The 23,575-nt window shown below is 41.3% G+C and carries 18 protein-coding genes and 1 tRNA gene; 3 read left to right on the top strand and 16 right to left on the bottom strand.

Features of this window, described 5'->3' with window-relative positions:
• Positions 1-11 precede the first annotated feature (11 nt).
• Genes ACFQZJ_RS03210 through ACFQZJ_RS03180 form a run of 7 tightly spaced genes read right to left on the bottom strand, consistent with a single transcriptional unit; the run spans position 12 to position 9,781 of the window.
• The gene (locus ACFQZJ_RS03210; RefSeq protein WP_379932255.1) at positions 12-1,073 is read right to left on the bottom strand and encodes a cytochrome c oxidase subunit II; all 1,062 of its coding nucleotides are present in this window, start codon (positions 1,071-1,073) and stop codon (positions 12-14) included.
• 34 nt (positions 1,074-1,107) lie between these two features.
• Entirely contained in the window at positions 1,108-2,406 is a 1,299-nt protein-coding gene (locus ACFQZJ_RS03205; RefSeq protein WP_379932253.1) for a quinol:cytochrome C oxidoreductase, read from the bottom strand.
• A 15-nt stretch (positions 2,407-2,421) separates the two neighbouring features.
• Positions 2,422-2,982: a c-type cytochrome gene (locus ACFQZJ_RS03200; RefSeq protein WP_379932252.1), complete on the bottom strand. Its 561-nt coding sequence runs from the start codon at positions 2,980-2,982 to the stop codon at positions 2,422-2,424.
• Positions 2,983-2,984: 2 nt separating this feature from the next.
• Entirely contained in the window at positions 2,985-3,515 is a 531-nt protein-coding gene (locus tag ACFQZJ_RS03195) for a DUF3341 domain-containing protein (RefSeq protein ID WP_379932251.1), read from the bottom strand.
• 2 nt (positions 3,516-3,517) lie between these two features.
• Positions 3,518-5,263 carry an NrfD/PsrC family molybdoenzyme membrane anchor subunit gene (gene nrfD, locus ACFQZJ_RS03190; RefSeq protein WP_379932250.1) on the bottom strand — a complete coding sequence of 582 codons (1,746 nt, stop codon included), beginning with the start codon at positions 5,261-5,263 and terminating at the stop codon, positions 3,518-3,520.
• Positions 5,264-5,294: 31 nt separating this feature from the next.
• Positions 5,295-8,405, bottom strand: coding sequence for a TAT-variant-translocated molybdopterin oxidoreductase (locus ACFQZJ_RS03185; RefSeq protein WP_379932249.1), 3,111 nt, complete (start codon positions 8,403-8,405; stop codon positions 5,295-5,297).
• A gap of 32 nt (positions 8,406-8,437) precedes the next feature.
• A complete protein-coding gene (locus ACFQZJ_RS03180) occupies positions 8,438-9,781 on the bottom strand; it encodes a cytochrome c3 family protein (protein ID WP_379932247.1) in 1,344 nt (447 codons plus the stop codon).
• A 230-nt stretch (positions 9,782-10,011) separates the two neighbouring features.
• Between ACFQZJ_RS03180 and ACFQZJ_RS03175 the strand changes: the two genes are divergently transcribed.
• Positions 10,012-10,380, top strand: a complete 369-nt coding sequence (locus tag ACFQZJ_RS03175) for an SPOR domain-containing protein (protein WP_379932245.1) — start codon at positions 10,012-10,014, stop codon at positions 10,378-10,380.
• Positions 10,381-10,417: 37 nt separating this feature from the next.
• Here the strand turns inward: ACFQZJ_RS03175 and infB are convergent, their stop codons facing one another.
• The 4 genes from infB to ACFQZJ_RS03155 all read right to left on the bottom strand — a co-directional run bounded on the left by infB (position 10,418) and on the right by ACFQZJ_RS03155 (position 15,403).
• Positions 10,418-13,261, bottom strand: a complete 2,844-nt coding sequence (infB, locus tag ACFQZJ_RS03170; RefSeq protein WP_379932243.1) for a translation initiation factor IF-2 — start codon at positions 13,259-13,261, stop codon at positions 10,418-10,420.
• Positions 13,262-13,302: 41 nt separating this feature from the next.
• A complete protein-coding gene (gene nusA / locus ACFQZJ_RS03165; RefSeq protein WP_379932242.1) occupies positions 13,303-14,535 on the bottom strand; it encodes a transcription termination factor NusA in 1,233 nt (410 codons plus the stop codon).
• A gap of 13 nt (positions 14,536-14,548) precedes the next feature.
• Positions 14,549-15,010 (bottom strand): ribosome assembly cofactor RimP, encoded by a 462-nt coding sequence (gene rimP, locus ACFQZJ_RS03160; RefSeq protein ID WP_379932240.1) that lies wholly within the window; start codon positions 15,008-15,010, stop codon positions 14,549-14,551.
• A 240-nt stretch (positions 15,011-15,250) separates the two neighbouring features.
• Positions 15,251-15,403, bottom strand: a complete 153-nt coding sequence (locus tag ACFQZJ_RS03155; protein ID WP_379932239.1) for a hypothetical protein — start codon at positions 15,401-15,403, stop codon at positions 15,251-15,253.
• A gap of 734 nt (positions 15,404-16,137) precedes the next feature.
• Here ACFQZJ_RS03155 and ACFQZJ_RS03150 point away from each other — a divergent pair.
• Complete coding sequence (locus tag ACFQZJ_RS03150; RefSeq protein ID WP_379932237.1) at positions 16,138-16,551, top strand: hypothetical protein; 414 nt, start codon at positions 16,138-16,140, stop codon at positions 16,549-16,551.
• Between the two features lie 83 nt (positions 16,552-16,634).
• Here ACFQZJ_RS03150 and ACFQZJ_RS03145 read toward each other — a convergent pair whose 3' ends face one another.
• Together ACFQZJ_RS03145 and ACFQZJ_RS03140 are read right to left on the bottom strand one after the other, a co-directional pair.
• On the bottom strand, positions 16,635-16,961 hold the full coding sequence (locus ACFQZJ_RS03145) for a hypothetical protein (RefSeq protein WP_379932235.1): 327 nt from the start codon (positions 16,959-16,961) through the stop codon (positions 16,635-16,637).
• Positions 16,962-17,285: 324 nt separating this feature from the next.
• Positions 17,286-17,360, bottom strand: a tRNA-Gln gene (locus ACFQZJ_RS03140).
• 190 nt (positions 17,361-17,550) lie between these two features.
• Between ACFQZJ_RS03140 and ACFQZJ_RS03135 the strand changes: the two genes are divergently transcribed.
• Positions 17,551-20,892 (top strand): glycosyltransferase family 117 protein, encoded by a 3,342-nt coding sequence (locus ACFQZJ_RS03135; protein ID WP_379932233.1) that lies wholly within the window; start codon positions 17,551-17,553, stop codon positions 20,890-20,892.
• A 272-nt stretch (positions 20,893-21,164) separates the two neighbouring features.
• Here ACFQZJ_RS03135 and ACFQZJ_RS03130 read toward each other — a convergent pair whose 3' ends face one another.
• The 3 genes from ACFQZJ_RS03130 to ACFQZJ_RS03120 all read right to left on the bottom strand — a co-directional run bounded on the left by ACFQZJ_RS03130 (position 21,165) and on the right by ACFQZJ_RS03120 (position 23,560).
• On the bottom strand, positions 21,165-21,461 hold the full coding sequence (locus ACFQZJ_RS03130; protein WP_379932232.1) for a thioredoxin family protein: 297 nt from the start codon (positions 21,459-21,461) through the stop codon (positions 21,165-21,167).
• A gap of 91 nt (positions 21,462-21,552) precedes the next feature.
• A complete protein-coding gene (locus ACFQZJ_RS03125) occupies positions 21,553-22,782 on the bottom strand; it encodes a metallophosphoesterase (RefSeq protein WP_379932231.1) in 1,230 nt (409 codons plus the stop codon).
• A gap of 55 nt (positions 22,783-22,837) precedes the next feature.
• Positions 22,838-23,560 (bottom strand): copper homeostasis protein CutC, encoded by a 723-nt coding sequence (locus ACFQZJ_RS03120; protein WP_379932230.1) that lies wholly within the window; start codon positions 23,558-23,560, stop codon positions 22,838-22,840.
• Between the last annotated feature and the right edge of the window lie 15 nt (positions 23,561-23,575).

The following is a 23,575-nucleotide window of genomic DNA, read 5'->3' as shown; positions in this document are numbered from 1 at the left end:
ATAGCCTAATCTTATTGTGTCACAGAAGCCATCGTCTCCTGAAATGTTTGCTGAGTCGCCAACCACGCATTATAATCCTCCTCCGACTCTACAACAATCTTCATTTGCATGTTATAGTGTGATTTACCACAAATCTTATTACATAGCAATACATAATCAAACTCCCAAGGGTCGATAATCTCCCCAGTTTCTGCGGACTTTTCCGCTCTAATAATATTTGTTCTTTTAACCTTATCCACTACATCGGGATCCTGTCTCATCTGCTCCGTAGTGTAAACGGGAGTGAAAGAAAACTCCGTTATCATACCTGGTACGCAATTCATTTGTGCCCTAAAATGCGGCATATAAGCAGAATGTAACACATCTTGTGAACGCATTTTAAAGTTTACCTTTCGCCCTACGGGCAAATGAAGTTCCTTAACGATAATATCGTCCGCAGCATACGAATCTGCCTCGTCGAGTCCTAAAATGTTAGCCCTATCGATATCGATCATTCTAACATTGGCACCACCTAGTACATTGTCGCTACCGGCATACCTTGCTGTCCAACCAAACTGCTGTGCATAAAGTTCAACTATCAAAGGATCATCGTCATCGTTAATATCCATAATGTTTGTCCAAGTATACAAACCCCATAGTATTAAACCGGCCAATACTATCACAGGAATAATAGTCCAAATAAACTCTAACCTATCGTTATCTGCATAGAACAGTGCTTTCTTTCCCTTTTCACCACGGTACTTATACCCAAAGTAATGCAACAACGCCTGAGTAATAGTTTGTACAATGAAAATAATGACCATGGAGACAAACATTAATTGATCTACCTCCGCACCATGTTCAGAAGCTGCGGTAGGCAACAAGAATTTTGCATACTTTGCGAAACTGAATATGGTTATGCCATAAATAAATATTAAAAAAGCAAACAGCATATAGCCGTTATACTTGTTGTCCTTATCCGTGGCTATTTCCGTGCTTGCTGTTTTGAGCTGAGACAGCTCAAAAATCTTGGTCATTTGCCAAACAGCAATTGCCACGAGTGCTAAAACAACTAAAATTAATAATGTCGTCATTGTATGATTTAATATTATACTTTAAACTTACTTACTAATAATGAAAGTGTTTACTTTCTTTTATAAACGGATTTCTTTTGGGCTGCAATGGTGCTTTTGTAAGCGCTCTAAAAACCCAAAATATAAAGAATCCGGCAAAAAACAATATGGAACTAATTTCAGGAATTCCAATATACCATTGATCTCCTACGGTACCAGGCATAATAGCAACAAAGATATCTAAATAATGTCCTGCCAATATTACAACACCTGCCATTACTACAAACCAATTAACACGTTTAAAATCGCTATTCATAAGCAGCAGTAGTGGAAATAAAAAGTTCATCGCCACCATGCCAAAGAATGGCAATTTATAATCCTCTATCCTTGTTACATAATACGTAACCTCCTCTGGTATGTTACTGTACCAGATAAGCATGAATTGGGAAAACCATAGATACGTCCAAAAAACACTAATACCGAACATAAACTTTGCCAAGTCATGAATATGACTATCGTTGACTTCCGATAGATGGCCTTTTGACTTCAAGTAAATCGTAATCAATGCAATCACCGTAATTCCGGAAACGAACATACTTGCGAAAACATACCATCCAAACAGGGTGCTGAACCAATGCGGATCAACGCTCATAATCCAATCCCATGACATGATAGACTCCGTAATCAAATAAAACACCAAGAAAGCGGCCGAAACTCTAAAATTCATTTTGAAGTTAGCATCGTCATCCGATTCATCCTGTCTTATGGATAGTTTTCTTGAATATTCTCGGTAGGCAATCCAACCAACCAGGAAAAATGCAGCCCTAATAAGAAAGAACGTGGGATTCAAATACCCGGACTTAGCCTGTATAATTTCATCATGTGCCACCACATCAGCGTCCATCCAAACAAATAAATGGTTCATGTGCAATGCGGAAAGCAGCAAAATAACAAAAACCACAATACCACCCGGAACCAAATAAGCCGTAATGCCCTCCATGACCCTAAACAACAGTGGAGACCAACCTGCCTGTGCGGCTCGTTGTATAGCATAGAACGCTAAAACCCCAAGTGAAATCATCATAAAGAAAAACGCTGCAACATATAGTGCCGCCCAAGGTTTGTTTTGAAGTTGGTGCAACAAGTGCTCATCATGCGATGCATCATGAGCCTCACCGTGTGTTCCAGAAGCGTGCGACGCAGCTTCAGAATGGCCCTCGTCGTGCATTGCAACCATCGCCTTTGCCTCTTCTACCGTGGCGGGTGCCATAACAAAGCCGCCAACTATTCCAAGTAAGCCTACAACCATTAGAATTACGGAACCTATTTTAAGTCTATTCGAAAACGTATACATAGTTTTGCTTACCTGTTATTTGGTTAAATCTTCTTTCAATTTCATTACATACTCCGAAACCTGCCACATTTCCGTTGTATTCATTTGTGAGGCGTACGAGCCCATAGAGTTGAGTCCGTAATAGATTACATGGTATGTAGAACCTACATTAATATTTCTACCTGCATCTGCATAACTTGGAACTCCTAGTATCTTCTCCCGTTTCACCAAGGTACCCTGACCTTTTCCTTTTGGCCCATGGCAAATTGCACAATACACATCGTACATTTCCTTACCTCGGGCTAAATTATCCACTGCGTTGGCAGAATCCAAGGGGCTTTCGTTCAATCTAGCCAATTCTCTGCCCTCCAGTGAATTTTCTATACCATACGGCAACCAACCCCTATTTATGGTATTTGCAGGTGGCAACATCGCTTGTGAACCGTTTGGAAGAAAGTCCACTTCCTGATATGTTTCATAACCCACGGGATATTGCATATTAGGCATGTATTGGTAGTTAGGCTTAGCATTGTCCTGACAGGCAATAAAAGCGAACATTAAACATGCTATAATTCCTATTTTCTTAAAACTGTTCATATTTAATGACTGTTTTTTTCTGATATATTTATTTCTACAGCTCCCGTATTCGCAAGTACATCCTTAAGCTCTTGCTCATTGTCATGGATTTCTATTTCCATTAGAAAATGATCATCTGTCGTCCTTACATCCGGATTTTCAGCTTTTTTAAACGGCCACAACCTACTTCTCAAATAAAAAGTAATTACCATTAAATGAGCTGCAAAAAAAATGGTAAGCTCAAACATAATAGGAACGAAGGCAGGCATATTCTCAATGTAACTAAAACTAGGTTTACCACCAATATCCTGCGGCCAATCTTCGATCATGATATAATTCATCATGACCGTTGCAACAGTGAGGCCAACACATCCGTAAAGGAAGGATGTTATTGCAAGCCTTGTTGGTGCCAGTCCCATTGCCTTATCAAGACCATGAACAGGAAATGGACAATACACTTCGTCTATATGTAGTTTAGCTGCTTTCACCTTCTTAACGGCAAGCATTAACACATCATCATCGTCGTAATAAGCGTGTATAACTTTAGATGCCATATTTATTTCTTGTTATTTAATAATAGTGTCGCCTGACCTGCCCAATCGTCACGTTGTGCCCTTCCTGGAAAGGAACCGGTAATCGAGTCCAATAAATTGTACTCCTTCTCCGTCATCCTTGCAACTTGGGCAAACGTATAAATACCGATTTGATTTAAGGTCGATTCCATTTGTGGACCAATACCCTTAACCTTTTTCAAGTCGTCTGCCGTGTCTTTCGCCGCATCAAATTTTCCGATGCTACTCAACAACTCCGATACCCCAGCAGTATCCTCCGCACTTGGTACCGCCTCACCCATCACCACATCATCTGTGATAGACTCCTTGACCACCACATTGTCCGCTGCTATTTGATATGTTGGCCTACCTGAATCCCTAAGTGTCTTATACTTTTCTCCAGAGGATTTTAATATTGATTTCACCTCGGCCTGTGCAATTACAGGGAAGGTTCTGGCGTACAATAAAAACAGTACAAAGAAAAATCCTATCGTACCAATAAAAATCCCGATATCCACGAATGTAGGAGAAAACATTGTCCAAGAAGACGGTAAGTAATCCCTATGCAATGAAGTAACGATAATTACAAAACGTTCGAACCACATTCCTATGTTCACCACAATGGAGATAAAGAAGGAGAACATTATACTGGTACGCAATTTTTTGAACCACATAAACTGTGGAGAGAACACATTACAGGTCATCATGGACCAATATGCCCACCAATAAGGACCGGTCGCCCTGTTCAAGAAGGCATACTGTTCGTATTCCACTCCAGAATACCAGGCCATAAACAGCTCGGTGATGTAAGCACAACCTACAATAGAACCCGTAAGCATGATTACAATATTCATCAACTCTATATGTTGCACCGTAATATAAGCCTCTAAATGACACACCTTACGCATGATGATCAATAAGGTATTTACCATGGCGAAACCAGAGAAAATAGCACCAGCGACAAAGTACGGCGGAAAGATAGTCGTGTGCCAACCTGGTATAACCGAGGTAGCAAAGTCAAAAGATACGATCGTATGCACAGAAAGTACCAAAGGCGTAGCCAAACCAGCCAATACCAATGACACCTCTTCAAATCGTTGCCAATCCTTGGCCCTGCCACTCCATCCAAAGCTCAATAAGCTATAGATTTTCTTTTGGAAAGGCAATACCGCCCTATCCCTTAACATGGCAAAATCAGGTAACAATCCCGTCCACCAGAATACCAATGAAACCGATAAATATGTGGAGATCGCAAACACATCCCAAAGGAGGGGCGAATTAAAGTTTACCCATAAAGAGCCAAATTGATTAGGAATGGGAAGTACCCAATACGCCAACCATGGTCTACCCATGTGAATAATCGGGAACAGTCCTGCTTGGATAACTGAAAATATGGTCATTGCTTCCGCTGAACGGTTGATCGCCATTCTCCATTTCTGACGGAACAATAACAGCACTGCAGAAATCAACGTACCGGCATGGCCGATACCTACCCACCATACAAAGTTGGTAATATCCCAGGCCCAATTCACTGTTTTGTTCAATCCCCAAGTACCTATACCTGTAGATATTGTATAAATAATACACCCTACTCCCCATAAAAACGCAACCAATGCAATGGAAAAGACAATCCACCAATGTTTGTTCGCCCTTCCCTCAACGGGAGCGGCAATATCCACGGTTACATCATGGTAGCCTTTGTTACCGAGTACAAGTGGTTTTCGTATAGGAGCTTCGTAATGCGACGCCATAGACTTCTGTTATAATTACTTTCTAGTATTGTTATGCTTCGTTGGTATTTCTAACTTTTACGTGATAGAATACGTTGGGCTGCGTTCCCACATACTCCAAAAGATGGTACATCCTATCACTCTCCTTAAGCTCGGCAACTTCACTTTGCTTGTCATTGATATCCCCAAAGACAATAGCACCATTGCTACATGCCATAGAACAAGCAGTTTGAAATTCACCGTCCTCAATAACGCGTCCGTCGCGCTTGGCATCCAAAATAGTCTTTTGTGTTTTTTGAATACACATAGAACATTTTTCTATAACACCTCTAGAACGTACGTTCACATCTGGATTCAAGACCATTTTGCCCAAATCGTTGTTCATGTGGAAATCGAACTCGTCGTTGTTATTATACAAGAACCAGTTAAAACGTCTTACTTTGTAGGGGCAGTTATTTGCACAATATCTGGTACCTACACATCTGTTGTAGGCCATTTGATTTTGTCCCTGCCTACCATGAGAAGTTGCCGCTACGGGACATACTGTTTCGCAAGGTGCGTGGTTACAATGCTGGCACATCACCGGCTGAAAGACCACCTGAGGATTATTGGAAGGATCTTCCAATTCTCCGAAGCCCCCTAAAGATCCGTTATCTCCAGAAAGGCCATCAAAGGCCTGCTTCTTGTCGATATCGTCTTTAAACGTTTCCTCGGAAGAATAATATCTATCGATACGCAACCAGTGCATATCGCGACTTTTTCTTACTTCTGCCTTACCTACAACAGGAACATTGTTTTCCGCGTGGCAGGCTATAACACAGGCACCACAACCGGTACAAGCGTTCAAATCAATAGACATATTAAAATGATGCCCTATAGACCTGTCGAAACTATCCCAAAGATCCACCGAGCTCGCCGGCACCTCTTGATGGTTTAATGACACTTGCGGGATGTGGTTCCATTCCGCACTGTCTTTTGTATTAAAAATTTCAAGCGTAGTTTCCTTTATAATATCCTCTCTACCCATTAGGGTTTTGTGCAATTGAATACAGGCAAATTCATGAACACCCGAGGCTTTCTCAATTTTCACGGATTGATTCGCCGTAAACCCATCATAAAGACGGTAAGCATTTACGCCCGTCATCATTTCATCCTTCAATCCTACCGATTTTCCGTAACCGAAAGAAAGACCAACAGAGCCTTTAGCCTGACCTGGCTGCACAATTACCGGTACATTTTCTAAGGTAGTGCCGTTCACCGTTAAGTTAACATAACTACCGTTCATACCGCCATCGGCAACATTTACATTTTCTAATCCCATGGCCTCCGCATCCGATTTAGAAACCGTAACGTAATTATCCCATGAAACCCTGGTAATAGGATCCGGAAACTCTTGAAGCCAAGGATTGCTTGCCTGTTGTCCATCACCCATACCTACCTTGGAGTACAAGGTAAGCTCCATCCCGTCACTCGTTGCATTTGCCAAACTCCGCAATGCACCAGTCATAGGCACCGTCTCAGCACCCTGAGCATTCTCCTCTTCGCTCACCAATGCGACCAGCTCATCCTCCAACGCAAGGGCAGATGTACTAAAAACACCATCCTGTAGGGTTTGACCCCAATCAGCGCCATTTAAAATGGAAGTTGTCCACGTCTCTTTTATATAATCGTAGTATGACTTATCACTTCCCATCCAGCCCAGTATGGCCGTTTGCAACTGTTTCGTATCGAAAAGTTCCTGTATGGTTGGCTGCATTAAGGTATAATGACCCTTTTTTATCTCAACATCACCCCAAGACTCGAGATAATGGTTAGAGGCCCCAACATACTGAACAGCCTCTGTAGTTTCGTTCCAATTCTTAGAAAATGCCAATGTAAGGTCTACCTTATCCAGACCCTCTTTAAATTCGGCTACATTAGGCAAGGAATACATGGGATTCACCCCATCCATGATAAGGGCTCCAACCCTTCCCGCTTTCATATCGGCAATAAGGGCATTTACGGCATTATTATTCCCCAATCTGACATATCTAGGGGCAGTAGCGTCAAAGGCCGTGCTACCCAACATTTTATTAATTGCCAGAACCACCATCTGAGCATTTACATCGTCCAGTCCGGTCACTACCACCGCATTGGAACCAGCTTTTTTAACCTCTGCTGCAAGCTGATCCACAATCGCTTCATACTCCGAGGTGTTCCCACCTACGGATACGCCACTTAGTTTTCCATACAGCTTAGCCAGAACAACTTTTTGGGCAGTTGGAGTTAACGGTACTCTCTTGTCCGCATTAGCACCTGTTAAGCTCATATTGGCCTCTAACTGCACGTGACGTGACATCTTTCCCTTTTTAGGCACCCGTCCTCTTGAATACCCACTATCAAAACCTCCACCTTGCCAATCGGAAAGGAAATCCGCTCCAAAAGACACAATAAGGTGTGCTTTTTCAAAATCATAATCGGCCAGCGCACGCTCCCCGTAAGCATTCTCAAATGCAGTTAAGGCAGCGTCTTCCGAAATTGCATCATACGTTACGTGACTAACATTTTCGTTAGCAGCCATCAACTCGGCCATTAACCTATTCGTAGATGGACTGGCATAGGTCTGTGTTAAAAAGACCAATCTTTTACCTGCACTAAGGCTACCCATTTTGTTTTTCACAGCAGCATCCAAAACCTCCCAGTCCACAGGCTCTCCATTGGCCATTGGCCCTTGCAATCTTGTACTGTCGTACAACGAAAGCACGGATGCCTGCACTCTTGCATTTGCCCCACCATTAACCTTGGCCAGTGTGTTGTTCTCTACCTTGATAGGACGGCCTTCCCTTGTTTTAATTAGAATACTAGCAAAGTCAAAACCGTTAGCTATGGACGTGGCATAATAATTTGACACCCCTGGTACAATATTTTCTGGCTGTACAACATAAGGTATAGATTTGACCACAGGTCCCTCACAAGCCGCCAAAGAAGCAGCAGCAGTACTGAAACCAACGTATTTCAGAAAATCCCTACGATTAGTATTGGTTGTAGACAAGGTCTCTTTGTCTCCCAAAAAATCTCCGACAGGAATTTCTTCAACAAACTCGTTTTGTCTTAGCGCCTCAACAATGGAATCGTTAGGATTTAACTCCGCTTCGCTTTTCCAGTACTTTTTGTTTGATGACATACGTATATAAGTAATTTAGCTTCTTAAATTTATTAATAGTGGCACTTTCCACATTCCAGACCACCCATTTGGGCCGCCGTTAAACTCTCAACACCATACTTTTTGGAAAGCTCCGCATGAATCTTTTCGTAATATTCATTACCCTCAACCTTTACATCGGTTTCTCGATGACAATCTATACACCACCCCATGGTCAAAGGAGAATACTGGTACATGATCTCCATCTCCTCTACAGGACCGTGACACGTTGTACAATCCACACCTGCAACCGAAACATGCTGCGAGTGATTAAAATATGCAAAATCGGGAAGGTTGTGGATACGAACCCATTCTACTGGTTGACTTTCACCAGTGTATCTTTGGTTCTCTTCGTCCCATCCTACGGCCTTATATAATTTCTTTATCTCATTGGTATAAAACTCGTTCGTATACCCATTCGCCAAATCCTCGGCAGTAGGACCCTCCGGGTTTCCTTTGTATTCGTAGATAGATTTATGACAATTCATACAAACGTTCAACGAAGGTATCCCCGAATGCTTGGAGACCCTTGCAGAGGAGTGGCAATATTGACACTCTATCTTGTTGTCACCAGCGTGAATTTTATGGGAATAATGTATGGGCTGTATCGGGGCATACCCTTGATCAACACCTACCTGCATCATCCATCCGTATGCAAAGTAAGCACTGCCCAATAGCAAAATTACCGTTGTAACCAACACCAAAAACTGATTTTGAGCAAACGCCTTCCAAATAGGAGTTCTTTTCTCAGCCTTCTCTTTCTCCAAAACCACACCATTCGCATCTGCGATTCTTCTGAGCGTCATGTTAACCAAAACCAACATTACCACCAACAGGGCAAAAACAAGAACCAAGGCACCAAGTATAACCTCATTCGTAATACCACCAGAAGATGCGCCGGAACTAACTGAAACAGCAGCATCAGCAGCAGGAACAACAGGCGCCGGGGGCGGAGCGGCCGTGTATGCCAAAATATTATCTATATCCGCATCGGAAAGCGTAGGAAAAGCGGTCATTGCAGCTTGGTTGTACTTCTCGTAGATCTTAACCGCATACGCATCACCGGATTTGATCAATCCTTGACTGTTGCGAATCCAAGCATACATCCATTCCTTATCCAAACCTTCCTCTCCGTACAGCCTTTCCTCTACATTTGCCAACGCCGGCCCCGTCATATTGCGATTTAGCGCATGACAAGCGGCACAATTCTGATTAAACAAAGCTTTCCCGGCTACAGGATCCCCAGAACCCTCAGCAACTTCTTCTTGCGCACTTAACGCAGTAGAAAAAAATAGGAAAAACACTATGCCCAAGGCAAAAGCCTTAGAAAACTGATTTAGGTATGTAACCTTTTTCATATATAAAATGTTTCAATCGGATACTTGGCACGGTTGTGGACATGAATTGATGTAACAACCGATCAAATGCCTGAACTGGATGCAAAAATACGACATAGACTTTATTTGAAAAAACGTTAATCTATTTATAATTTATAATTTATAATTGTTCTAAATAGGCGTGTAAACGCTTCACCTAAACTGCAAAAAATTTACCTTTGCAACTTGCACAAAACCAAAATATTACCCCTATGAATAAATTACTTTACGCTTTTTTTTGTTTGGCGATCAGTCAATTAACATACGCCCAAGAAGGCCAAATACGTATAGAGCAAGATCAGGATATTTCGGAGTTATTGACTTTGTATAAAGATGCACTTAAAACGTCACAATATTATAGAATACAAGTTGGATTTGGTACCCATGCCCAAGCAGAACGCATTAAGGCGGATGTTGAAGTGGATTTTCCAAATCTTCCGTCCAACATAGATTTTGACTCGCCCACTTACCGTGTAAGGGTCGGGAAATTCAAAACCAAAATGGAGGCAGAACGAAAATTTAATGAAGTACGGGAGAAATACCCGAACGCCATGTTGTTAAAACCAAAAAAATCGGCCTAATAGGCCGATTTTTTTATCCTTGTTTATTTCCGTCCGCTTACTTGGACTTAAGCTTTTTCTTTACCGCTACTTCTTGGAATCCTTCGATAACATCTCCTATTTGTATGTCATTATAATTCTTTATTTGGATTCCACAATCATATCCTTTCGCCACTTCCTTAACATCATCCTTAAATCGTTTTAAAGAAGCGAATTCACCGGTGTAAATAACCACTCCATCCCTAATTAGACGAATATTTGTATTCCTAAACAGCTTACCGGTTGTTACCATACAACCAGCAATAGTTCCTACCTTGGATATTTTAAAAGTTTCACGTATTTCAGCCGTTCCAGTAATCTCCTCCTTCATTTCAGGAGAAAGCATTCCTTCCATCGCGTCCTTAAGATCATTAATCGCATCGTAAATAATAGAATACATACGGATATCTATCTCTTCCTTCTCTGCAATAGATTTGGCGTTACCCATTGGCCTAACATTAAATCCGATGATAACAGCGTCTGAAGCCGATGCAAGTAAAACGTCCGATTCTGTGATCGGTCCTACCGCCTTGTAAATAATATTTACTTGAATCTCATCGGTAGACAACTTCTGGAACGAATCTGTCAATGCCTCCACGGAACCATCTACATCGCCTTTAAGTATAATATTCAATTCCTTGAACTCACCTAGCGCAATTCTTCTTCCAATTTCGTCCAAGGTTATATGCCGCTGTGTTCTAACAGATTGCTCGCGCTGCAACTGCGATCTCCTGGAAGCAATCTGCTTTGCTTCGCGTTCATCTGCCAAAACATAGAATTTATCCCCTGCCTGCGGTGCACTATCCAAACCTAAAATCGAAATAGGTCTCGAGGGCCCAACTGCGGATACATTCTTTCCGCGTTCATCCTGCATTGCCTTGACCTTACCACTCGTAGTACCGGCCAAAACATAATCTCCAATTTTCAAGGTTCCAGCCTGCACCAAGATAGTTGACACATACCCTTTACCCTTGTCCAAAAATGCCTCGACCACTGTACCTGTCGCAGCCTTGTTCGGATTCGCTTTCAATTCCAATAATTCAGCCTCCAAAAGCACTTTTTCCAATAACTCTTTAACGCCAGCGCCGGTCTTAGCAGAAATATCATGGGATTGAATTTTTCCGCCCCAATCCTCTACCAACAAGTTCATTTGCGCAAGACCTTCTTTAATTTTATCGGGATTGGCAGTTGGCCTGTCTATTTTATTTATAGCAAAAACAATAGGAACCCCGGCTGCCTGTGCGTGACTAATTGCTTCCTTGGTTTGAGGCATAATATCATCATCGGCCGCCACAACGATAATAGCTATATCCGTTACTTGGGCTCCCCTAGCACGCATTGCGGTAAACGCTTCGTGGCCAGGCGTATCCAAAAATGATATGCTTTCACCGTTTTCCAAGGTAACGCCGTAAGCACCTATATGCTGGGTAATACCTCCGCTTTCACCGGCAATAACATTCTCCTTTCTAATGTAATCCAACAAAGAGGTCTTACCGTGGTCAACATGACCCATAACGGTAACGATTGGAGCTCTTGGTTTTAAATCTTCTGGAGCATCTTCTTCTTCAACGATACTTTCTTCAATATCCGCGGTAACGAAATCTACCTCATAGCCAAACTCCTCTGCAACAATGGCCAAGGTCTCAGCATCCAAACGCTGGTTCATGGTCACCATAATACCCAAGGACATACAAGCAGAAATGATCTCCGTAGTAGAGACTTCCATCATCGTAGCTACCTCACTCGCCGTAACGAACTCGGTTACCTTAAGCACTTTGCTTTGTAATTCTTGCTGTTCTAAATCCTTTTCTGTCTGCTCTCTATGCTGATCCCTTTTGCTTCTTCTATACTTTGCACCTTTGCCTTTCTTGGATTTGCCCTGCAACTTCTCCAAAGTCTCCCGTACCTGCTTTTGCACATCCTCTTCCGTAGGCTCTACTTTACTTACCGGTACTAATCGCCTAACATCGCCTCTTCTTGTGCTGCCGCCTCCGGAAGATCTGGCCCCTGAACCGGAACCGGTATTTTTACTAATAATACGTTTTCTGCGTTTTTTACGATCCGTATTATCGCTTTTCTTTTCTTCCTTTTTCTTAGGTTTCTGAAATTTGGACAGGTCTATCTTATCACCGGTTATCTTTGGGCCGGATAATTTTTGATATTGTGTTTCAATTGTTTTGGGCTCCTCTGGCTTTTCTTCGGTGCTCGCCTCATTTTCATCCTTAGCCACCGAAGTGGAATCCTTATCCTCTGCAGCAACAGTGCTTTCTTTTGCAACGGACTCTGCGGTTTCAAGCTTATCCTCTGCTACGGGTACTGCTTTCTTTGCAGCCGATTCCTTTTCTGCGACTATCTCCTTTTTAGTTGAAAGTTCTTCCTTAACAACCGTTTTCTTTTCCGCGTCGGGAACGATTACTTCTTCGTTTAAAACCTCATGCTTTTGTTTTTTGGCTTCGATTTTGTCTTTGGGAGCAACATCGGCTTTTTTCTTTTTTGCATCCAGATCGATTTTTCCTACCATTTTAGGGCCGGCGAGCTCTACTTTGGTGTTGATTACCCGTTCGGACTCCGCATTTCGTTTTTCACGGACAAGCCTTCGGGCTTCCTGCTCCTGTTCTAGCTGAATCCTAATGGCCTCCTTCTCCTTACGCTTTTCTTCTCCGACTTCTTTTGACGCTACTTTCTTGCTCATATCGGTTTGAAACCCATCGAGCAACACCTGATATACCTCATCGGATATCTTGGTCGTAGGCCTAGCATCGACCTCGTGTCCTTTGCTGCTAAGAAAGTCCACGGCCCTATCCAAGGAAATATTAAGTTCGCGTAAAACTTTATTAAGTCTTATTGTTGCATTGTCTGCCATAAATACTGATTCCCGTTCTTTAATCTTGTGCTAATATATAGCTAATCTTCTAATTCTTCTTTGAGGATACGAACAACTTCTACTATCGTCTCCTCCTCTAAATCGGTACGTTTTACCAAATCGCTCACATCTTGCTCCAAGACACTTCTCGCCGTGTCCATCCCAATTTTTTTGAACTCTTCTATGATCCAAGCATCGATTTCATCTTTAAACTCGGTCAATTCCACATCTTCCTCTACGCCTTCCCTAAATACATCTATCTCGTATCCTGTAAGCTGCCCTGCCAATCTAATATTATGGCCTCCCCTTCCTATAGCCTTAGAAACCTCTTCTGGTTTAAGATATACCTGAGCTGTCATTTTCTCATCGTTCAACTTTACAGAGGAAACCCTTGCAGGGCTCAATGCCCTAGTTACCAACAGCTGTGGGTTGGCCGTCCAGTTGATTACATCTATATTTTCATTTCCCAATTCTCTAACGATACCGTGTATTCGTGAACCTTTCATTCCAACACAGGCACCTACGGGATCAATGCGATCATCATAGGAATCTACGGCCACCTTGGCTTTCTCACCGGGAATTCGTACTACTTTTTTAACCGTAATCAAACCGTCGAAAACCTCCGGTATTTCTTGAAAAAACAATTGCTCCAAAAACTTAGGGGCGCTCCTGGACATTATTATCGACGGTTTGGCACCTTTAAGCTCAACACTTTCTATAATTCCCCGAACATTATCTCCTTTACGGAAAAAGTCGGAGGGAATTTGCCTGTCTTTAGGCAAGATAATCTCATTTCCTTCATCGTCCAATAGAATAACTGCTTTATGCCTTATATGATGTACTTCCGCGGTATAAATCTCACCTTCCAGCTCTTTAAAGTGCTTGTAGATGGTAGTATTATCGTGCTCATGTATCTTAGAAATCAAATTTTGACGTAGCGCCAAGATTGCCCGTCTTCCTAAATCTATCAGCTTCACCTCTTCCGAAACATCCTCTCCAACTTCAAAATCAGGCTCTATTTTTCTTGCTTCCGTTAAAGAAATTTCTTCGTTCTCGTCTTCAACTTCACCGTCTTCAACTACGATCCGATTACGCCAAATTTCCAAATCCCCTTTATCCGGATTTATAATGATATCAAAATTATCGTCCGAACCAAACTTCTTTTTTAACGCATTTCTGAAAACATCTTCCAAAATCGCCATAAGCGTTACCCGATCTATAAACTTATCATCCTTAAATTCCGAGAAAGATTCTATTAACGCAATATTTTCCATTTCTACTATAAAATTAAAATTTTAATACAACTTTTGCTTTCCTAATGTCAGAAAAATCAATTTCCTGCCTTTTTTGAACGGTAACCTTGCCTTTACCTATGGGCTTAGGCTCCCTTGCCTTCCATTCCAGAACAATATGCTCTTCTTCTACGGCAGTTAAATTGCCTTCGTAAGAAGCGGTCAATGTTTCTACCTCTAATTTTCTGCCAATATTCTTTTTATATTGCCTTGGCAAAACAATAGGAGACGCGGCACCCGAAGAGGCCACTTCTAAGGAAAAATCTTCTTCTTCCCTATCTAAATTATGCTCAATAGCTCTACTTATTTTTATACAATCCGCCACGGTTACCCCATGATCGCCGTCTATGACGACTTTTATCTTATTGTCCGAACCGATAGAAAAATCGATTAAAAAAAGTGAATCATCGGCTTCCAATCCGGCATCCAATAACTCCTTGACCTTACTCTGCAACATAATAACAGTTTCAATACCAACCAATGGATATATCAATAAAGTAATTTCTTGCTAATAAAAGAGGGGACAAATTGTCCCCTCATGAATACTCAAATATCCTTTCAGTGATGCAAATATACAATAATTTTAATTTCTACAATACTGCAGACCCTTACAATTAAACGATTTACTTATATGATGTGCCCCTATCTTAATTTTTAAACGTAATGCTCACCATATTTTAATGTTTTGGACCTATTTTTAAGCACAACGACCAACAAGACCAAAACTAACCACATGGATATCCTTTCGTCTTAACAACCCTATCATTGAAGCTTCTGTAATTTTCATACTTTTGTTCCAATTCAACGGCATTTCAAAGAGAACTAATATTCCGTTGGTGCTAATGTTCATCGTTTTAGGTATCACTTTACAATAGGTACTGAAGTATTTTGTTCCGGAAGCACTGAATTTTTCAGGCGGATTAAATCTCTTAAGAATTATTGGATTAATAATGATTGTATTGGAGACAGCTTTAGAACTTGAACTCAAGCGCTAAAAGCTATTACACATACTAAAATCCATGGCCGTGGCACTTTCAGGGCTTTTGGGTTCTGCTTACGCATCGGCGCTCATTCTATACTAGTTCATACCGGACATGACCATGCAATCCGCGTGGCTGTATGCCGCGCCATTATCCATTCTTTCGAGCGCGATCATTATACCAAGCGTAAGTGGATTATCAAATAACAAAAAGGATTTTCATATTTACGAAAGCACCTTTTCCGATATTCTGGGAATTATGATGTTCTACTATCCTGATTGGCGGTTTAAATCCTGCAAAAGACGGCGGCATGGCAGGTTTTGCAGGCAACCTAGTCTTGACTATAGTTATAGGTCTTATTGCTAGCTACGCTATAATCTTAACATTCCAGCAAATAAAAAGCAAGGCAAAACTCTTCCTCTTAATTGCCGTATTGCTTCTGCCCTAAGCTATAGGGAAGAAATTCCACCTCTCCTCTTTAATCATCATATTACTATTTGGTTTGGTAATCGCAAATGTCAGATTATTTTTTCCTGGGAAAACAGCCGTACTCCTTGCGCATGAAAAAATAAATCAGATTTATCACGAACTACACATCATCACCTTGGAAACAGCGCTCGTAGTGCGTACTTTTTTCTTTGTCGTTTTTGGACCAAGTATTGTTATTACATCGCTCCTCAACCTTAAGGTATCTTTGATCAGCCTACGCATTATTAATTCTATCTATACCATTAGATTTGTGATATGGAAAGTGTTTGAAGTAAACGATATTTTACCCCGGTTATTCGTAGCGCCAAGGGGGTTACTTACCGTGTTATTGTTCTACGCCATCCGGGAAGAAGCACAAATCGTAAATTTTGAATCTGGATTTTTACTCTTTATTATTATTTCCACAAGCTTAATTATGACCTGGGCAATGTTAAAGGATAAAAAGAAAATAAATCCGCCAACAGAGGAAATTGCTAAGGAATATACTGGGCAAAACAGCCAGCAAGAAACGCTACCAACGCAACAGTAACTAGAAGATAATACCGACAAGCATGATTTGGACAATGAAGCATCCAATCTTACTACCGGACACTTAGGAACACTTCTGCTAATTTATTCTACAGATGCTGAAATGACACCAGCGTTTTGCGCCATACGTTCCTTGTTCGTTTGCAAACTATCAAACTCTTTTCTAAACCTAAGAATCATTAAGGTATCTAGCTCTGCTTCGATACTATCCCGCATAAATCTCCAATTTGTGGAATTCATGGATTCATTAAATTCAGTAATCTTATTGAACCGCTCCAAGTTATATCGGTTGGCCTTCCAAGCGTGCTGCGTACTTTTCTGATGTTCTTTGTCCTGTAGATAAATGCCAACACAAAAGCCCACAATAACCAATACAAGTACTATTTTAAGATGCTTTGCGGTTAAATTCATAATTAAGTGCGTTTAAAAGCTGGTTAAAATTAGCTCCTCTTTATATGAGAAGAATACAGCTATTGCAATACATTTTTTGTCATTTAGGGACCACAATATACAAAATATCTCATCCGGCCGACAAGGTTAGCGATAAGGCGACCTATTTTGTCGTTAAAAACCTACAGCAATTAGATAGACAAACCCTTGCCACAATTATAAACCATGTTCATAGCTGCCATACGTTTTGATCGGGGCAATACTTTTAGGGCAGCTTTGAGTGCTTCACTAGCTTTAAAAGAAAAATCCCGATATCATAACAATATCGGGATTAAGTGTGAACTATGGTTGGCCCACAAGGACTCGAACCTTGAATGACGGTACCAAAAACCGGAGTGTTGCCAATTACACCATGGGCCAATCTCTAGATACAAAACATAAGTTTTGCATTCGAGCGTGCAAATTTAAAACAAAGTTTGGTTTGCACAAACATTTTTTGACACATTAATCAAAAAAAACACATATACACGCCTGTTAAAGGTTTATGAAAATTGTAGTCCGTTATCTATTTTAATTAGTAAATTCGCCCTTAGCTTTAATAAAAGGTTACATGTTTTCAAAGAACTTCCAGAAATGGGACACCATACTTGGCTGGTCCGTATTTTTTATCGCTTTCATTACCTATTATATTACCGTTGAACCTACGAACAGTTTTTGGGATGCCGGTGAATATATTTCAACCGCCGCCAAATTACAAGTAGGTCACCCACCGGGCGCTCCTTTATTACAAATGATAGGTGCCTTTTTTGCCATGTTTGCGCTAGAACCCAACCAAGTTGCCATGATGGTGAATTTGGTATCTGGTATATCTAGCGCCTTCACCATCTTGTTCATGTTTTGGACCATTACCAACATCGCCCAAAAATTAATGGACAAGGGGGAAGAACTTACCAATAGCAAAGCTATAGCTATCTTGGGCAGCGGCGTTATTGGATGCCTGGCATTTACATATTCCGATAGTTTTTGGTTTAATGCCACGGAAACAGAGGTATATGCCATGGCAAGCTTCATTATGGCCTTGTTACTTTGGCTGGGACTAAAATGGACGGATAACTTAGAGGACCCAAGAGGCAATAGATGGCTTATTTTAATCTGTTTTGTTGTGGGATTGACATTTGGAGTTCAGTTCATGGGTTTTTTAGCGATCCCATCCGTTGGTCTGCTTTACTACTTCAAAAAATATAAAGAGACCACGGTACAGAATTTTTTACTGGCGAATGTAATCGTGATAGGGCTTTTGATGCTCGTCTACAAGTTTTCCTTGACATACGTATTAGTCCTGTTTGGATGGGGCGAGGTGTTTTTTGTCAACACATTTGGTCTTCCCTTTAACTCGGGCTCCGTTATAATAGGTATTTTGTTTATCGTAGCATTCTACTTTGGCCTACGCTACACTAGAAAGAACAACTTTAGAACTGGCAATACCATTGTATTATGCCTCATGTTTCTATTTCTCGGATTCTCCTCTTGGATCATGTTGCCCATACGCGCAAACGCCAAGGTTGTAATCAATGAAAACGACCCCTCGGATGCAAGAGCACTTTTGGCCTATTATAACCGGGAACAATACCCGGGCGTAGATAGTCCAATTTACGGCAGCTACTATTCGGAGATGTTTGCCTCCCAAGGCGAATCGCGGGATGCAAAACCCAAATACGAAAAAGATTACACACTTGGCAAATACATCATCGTAAACAAATATATCGATGCCGATGTAGGACCCAATCCGGAACACCAGGGTATTCTCCCAAGAATGTGGAGTTCGCAGCATGCCGAAAATTACATGCGACACTTTGGCCCTCTGGACTTTAGGATAACAAAACCAAATGAAGAATTACGCAAAGCGGTAGACCAAGTAAAAACAGGTTTTGCCAATGGAGAGATAGATGCCGATCAATACATTGGTTTCCTTAAGCGTTTTGATGAATATATTGAAGTTGAACCACCTTCTGTATGGGACAATGTAAAATACATGGTAGAGTTTCAGTTCAATTATATGTACCTACGTTATTTCATGTGGAATTTTGTTGGTAAGCAAAACGATGTTCAAGGAAGATATAATAATAACGGAAACTGGCTTAGCGGCATTAAGGTTATAGACAGCTGGCGCTTAGGCAGCCAACACAACCTCCCCAGCGACGTTGAAAACAACAAAGGAAGAAACACTTATTTCTTTTTACCGTTACTATTGGGCATCATCGGCTTGGTTTTCCAGATTTCCAAGAATCCAAAGCAGTTTTGGGTGTTGTTTGTTTTCTTTTTGTTTACGGGGCTTGCCATTCAGTTCTACACGAATCCCTATATTTTTCAACCTCGGGAGCGCGACTATTCTTTGGTAGGTTCTTTTTATGTGTTCGCCTTATGGATCGGCTTAGGCGTCTACGGACTTTTTGACGGATTCAAGGATTGGCTAAAACCTAAAGTTTTAGCTCCTGTCGTTGTTATCATTTGTCTGCTAGCGGTACCCACCGTAATGGCAGTGCAAAACTGGGACGACCATGACCGTTCCGGTCGCTACACGGCAAACGCCTCTGCAAAGGCCTATTTGGATTCTTGCCAAGAAGATGCAGGCGCTATTCTGTTTACGATTGGTGACAACGATACTTTTCCACTCTGGTATGCCCAAGAAATAGAGGGCTATCGGACCGATGTGCGTATTGTCTGTACCAGTTTATTTGAAACGGATTGGTACGTAGACCAAATGAAACACAAAGCCTATGAAAGCGATCCCATTCCTTCACAGATAACGCACGAGAAATACCGCCAAGGAAATAGAGATGTACTTTACTTTCAAAAAGCGACGGACAACAGATGGTCCGTTAAGGACTTTATCAATTGGATAGATAGCGATAAGCCAAGAACCAAGCTGAAATATCTATTTGAACAGAACGGACAAGACCCCAACAACTACGATGAAAACACACAGAACATGGTCTATTACCCAACGGACAAAATTCGGGTACCTGTGAACAAGCAAAACGTTCTGGAAAGCGGACTGGTAAAAGCTAAAGATTCTGCCCTGATCGTAGATTTTATAGATATTGAATTGCCAGGAGCCATTACCAAAAAAAATATGATGATGTTGGATATCCTTGCCAATAATGATTGGAAAAGGCCTCTTTATTTCTCCGGCGGAAGTTTCGATGATGCTGAATTTCTATGGATGAAGGACTATTTACAACTAGATGGCATGGCCTATAAACTCGTTCCCATTAGAACGGAACGTCCCAACTCCTTTGAAATGGGTAGGATAGATACCGAATTGATGTACGATATCGTTACCAAGTGGGACTGGGGCAATTCTGGTAGTCCAGACATCTATCATGACACACAAACACGAATCCAAAGTGTATCCTACAGAGCTAATCTTGCACGTTTAATGGAAGCCCTTATTGCAGAGAACAAGATGGATAAGGCCAAGGAAATTATAGAAATCTCTTTGAACAATATGCCTGTAGACCAATTCGGATATTATACGCTGGTAGAGCCTTTTGTAGACGGCTATTACAAGGTAGGCGAAACGGAAAAGGCAAGAGCCTTGTTCGATCAATTAAAGACCATATACCAAGAACGCTTGGAGTACTATGCAGGAACCAATTTGGACGAGCAATACAGCAACATCGATGAAATTATTGCCGATATGGAAGCCTATAGGCGTAATATAGACAATCTAATAAACAACAACGATCGGGAGATGGCCGAAAAAGAAACCCTCATATTCAATGAGTATATTGATAAGTTCCAGCACTTTTACACGGACGAGGACGACTTTGAAATTCCAGAAACAACACCGGGTACCGATCCAGATATGCAACAGGACACCATTCAATTGGACAATACTAAAACAGATGTGTTAGAAGATACGATTGCAACACCACCTACCGTAAACTAAAGTTCTGCGGCTATGCTTACCAAAGGTCATTTCTAAGGTATTACCTAAATTAAGGGAACTTGTGGTTTTGACCTGTTATGTTGCAGTGGTACATCTGTTAATGCTCAGGACAGCACCGTAAAAACTATTTGGCCTTTGTCTTGCATTATCTATCCTCCTTGAGTGCGCTATTCTAAGCTGTCAAAAACTAATAAGTAGGCTTAAAACCAAACTTATTGGAGAACCATTAAGAACCTAGTAGTCCAAAATATAAGATTGAACACCCGGTATCGTTAAGCGTATTCGCTTAAAATACCTACAAGTGTATTTGCATCCTGTTCCCCACTTTGGCGCCATACCATTTCACCCTTTTTGTAAATCATCAAGGTTGGGAGTCCTTTGACCCGTAAGGCTTGGGAAAGCTCCTTGTTTTTGTCAACATCTATCTTTATGACCTTGGCTTTATCACCCAAAGCTGCGGCAACATCCCTTAAAACCGGATGCATTGCGGTAGACTGCTCGTTCCATTCGGCATAAAAATCCAATAGAACCGGAATATTCAAATCTATAAGTTCACCAAATTTAGACATATAACAGGCTTTACTTTGAAAGTCAAATGTAGTAAAAAATGTTAAAATACAGGAGGTTGCGCCGTTTTTGTAGCGAAGCAAGGGGTTAAAATCATGTTAAGGACTTCTTTTTTAAGGTAATCACGGTAATTTCTGGCCAAATACCTACCCTGCCAGGGTATCCCAAAAAGCCAAAACCTCGGTTTACATTTATAAATTGTCCTTTCTCTTTATAAATACCAGCCCAGTGTTTGTAACGCCATTTTACCGGGCTCCATTTGATCCAACCGGGTATTTCTATACCAAACTGCATACCGTGGGTATGTCCGCTCAATGTTAAATGAAAATGTTTCTCGTCCGGGACTACTTCCAGTTCCCAATGGGATGGGTCATGGCTCATTAATATCTTAAAATCGGCATCCGTTATTCCAGACACGGCCTTTTGCAGGTCACCCGCTTTTTTAAAGCCGCCTTTACCCCAATTCTCTACCCCAACAAGTGCAATTTTGTCATCACCTTTGGTAAGGTATCGGTGCTCGTTCAGCAATAGGTCAAAACCCATTTCTTTTTGCAGGTCCTTTAAGTCCTGTAAATTTTGTCGTTTTAGAGCCTCCGTTTCCCATGGTATGTAATCCCCATAATCATGATTTCCCAAAACAGAAAATTTGCCGTCTTTCGCCTGCAAGGTTGCAAACAAGTCTGCCCAAGGTTCCATTTCCTCGGTCTTGTTGTTCACCATATCCCCCGTAAAAAGAATAGTATCGCTTTTCTGTTTATTAATTAGGGATATACCGTATTCTATCATCTTTCGATTATCAAAACTACCACTATGGATATCGGATATCTGTGTAATGCGATACCCATCAAATGCATCGGGCAGGTCATCAAACTCCAAAGTGTATTTTAAGACCTTAAAATTATATTTACCCCTATACATTCCGTACAACAGCGCTCCGAAAGGGATAGCGGCCAAACCAAGGGCAATAGAACTTAAAAAACGTCTACGCTGCGGCATTGAAAACTCACGGGAAGCACCAAATAGCTTTTCATATCCACCGGAAAAAAAACGGAACAAATCTTCCGAAAACAGAAAAAGAATCGTAATCAATTTAAACGTAAGCATTGTTAACAAAAAACCAAAGGCGTAACTTTTAGCAACACTGAGCACCCTTCCATCGGCCTCGCCAATCGTAAATTGATAAATGAAATTAACCGCTACTAGAGCAGCAAGGAACATGTATACGTAGTAGACCCATGGCTGCCTCGCAGCCGTTTTTAGAGCCTGCAGGACATAAATGCTCAAAACAACATAAACTATAACGAATAAAACCCAACGTAGCATAACCAATTTTTTACAAAGATATTTTTACCGACCCAAACCGATGCCTTTTTAGGTTTTATTTTACAGTTTTAACTACAGCTTTTAAGATATCCAAATTGGAAACCGCAATACCGTCATCATATAAAAACGAAGCGGAATTCATAGGCACCTTAGGATTTTCCTTTAAGGTTTTACAGAACCTGGCAGCGGATAAATGCACCGCTTTGAATCCTTTTTCTTTAAACTGATGTACGTTATGCTGGTTTACACCGGAACCGGGCATAATGACGCAATTTTTGGCTTGCTGATGCAAATTTTCCAACAAAGCTAACCCCATAGGTGCGGAGGTTTGTTGTCCGGAAGTTAAAATGGAATGTACGCCAAGTGACTCCAATACTTCAAGAACTCCATGAGGATCAGTGACCCAATCAAAGGCCCTATGAAAAGTGAAGTTCAAGTCGCCCGTAGCTGCTATCAACTCCTTGGTTCGTTCTACATCCAAGGAACAATCGGGATGTAGCGCGCCGGAAACGATACCGTTAAAACCCATTTCCCTGCACAAGGCAATATTAGTTTTCATAATATCAAACTCCTCATCGGAAAAGGTAAAATCCCCACTTCTGGGGCGTATCAATACGTTCACAGGAATTGATATTTTTTCACCAACGGCCTTGAGCAAGCCATAAGATGGTGTAATGCCACCAACGGCAAGTTCTGAACAGAGTTCAATTCTATCAGCTCCGGCCTCTTGGGCAATTAAAGCAGATTGTAAGGAATTGGCACAAACTTCTACAAGCATATTGTTATATTTAGA

Origin of the sequence: Maribacter chungangensis, assembly GCF_042676845.1 — a bacterium.
Taxonomy (GTDB): domain Bacteria; phylum Bacteroidota; class Bacteroidia; order Flavobacteriales; family Flavobacteriaceae; genus Maribacter; species Maribacter chungangensis.
Note: the sequence above shows the minus strand (reverse complement) of the source record. Positions and strands in the feature narration are given on the sequence as shown.

Bases quoted from the DNA above. Each gene is read 5' to 3' on its own strand.
- ACFQZJ_RS03135 (WP_379932233.1), top strand. From the start codon at position 17,551: ATGTTTTCAAAGAACTTCCAGAAATGGGACACCATACTTGGCTGGTCC.
- ACFQZJ_RS03200 (WP_379932252.1), bottom strand. From the start codon at position 2,982: ATGAACAGTTTTAAGAAAATAGGAATTATAGCATGTTTAATGTTCGCT.
- ACFQZJ_RS03195 (WP_379932251.1), bottom strand. From the start codon at position 3,515: ATGGCATCTAAAGTTATACACGCTTATTACGACGATGATGATGTGTTA.
- ACFQZJ_RS03155 (WP_379932239.1), bottom strand. From the start codon at position 15,403: ATGAACATTAGCACCAACGGAATATTAGTTCTCTTTGAAATGCCGTTG.
- ACFQZJ_RS03145 (WP_379932235.1), bottom strand. From the start codon at position 16,961: ATGAATTTAACCGCAAAGCATCTTAAAATAGTACTTGTATTGGTTATT.
- infB (WP_379932243.1), bottom strand. From the start codon at position 13,261: ATGGCAGACAATGCAACAATAAGACTTAATAAAGTTTTACGCGAACTT.
- ACFQZJ_RS03180 (WP_379932247.1), bottom strand. From the start codon at position 9,781: ATGAAAAAGGTTACATACCTAAATCAGTTTTCTAAGGCTTTTGCCTTG.
- ACFQZJ_RS03175 (WP_379932245.1), top strand. From the start codon at position 10,012: ATGAATAAATTACTTTACGCTTTTTTTTGTTTGGCGATCAGTCAATTA.
- ACFQZJ_RS03210 (WP_379932255.1), bottom strand. From the start codon at position 1,073: ATGACGACATTATTAATTTTAGTTGTTTTAGCACTCGTGGCAATTGCT.
- nusA (WP_379932242.1), bottom strand. From the start codon at position 14,535: ATGGAAAATATTGCGTTAATAGAATCTTTCTCGGAATTTAAGGATGAT.
- ACFQZJ_RS03185 (WP_379932249.1), bottom strand. From the start codon at position 8,405: ATGTCATCAAACAAAAAGTACTGGAAAAGCGAAGCGGAGTTAAATCCT.
- ACFQZJ_RS03130 (WP_379932232.1), bottom strand. From the start codon at position 21,461: ATGTCTAAATTTGGTGAACTTATAGATTTGAATATTCCGGTTCTATTG.
- ACFQZJ_RS03120 (WP_379932230.1), bottom strand. From the start codon at position 23,560: ATGCTTGTAGAAGTTTGTGCCAATTCCTTACAATCTGCTTTAATTGCC.
- rimP (WP_379932240.1), bottom strand. From the start codon at position 15,010: ATGTTGCAGAGTAAGGTCAAGGAGTTATTGGATGCCGGATTGGAAGCC.
- nrfD (WP_379932250.1), bottom strand. From the start codon at position 5,263: ATGGCGTCGCATTACGAAGCTCCTATACGAAAACCACTTGTACTCGGT.
- ACFQZJ_RS03125 (WP_379932231.1), bottom strand. From the start codon at position 22,782: ATGCTACGTTGGGTTTTATTCGTTATAGTTTATGTTGTTTTGAGCATT.
- ACFQZJ_RS03205 (WP_379932253.1), bottom strand. From the start codon at position 2,406: ATGTATACGTTTTCGAATAGACTTAAAATAGGTTCCGTAATTCTAATG.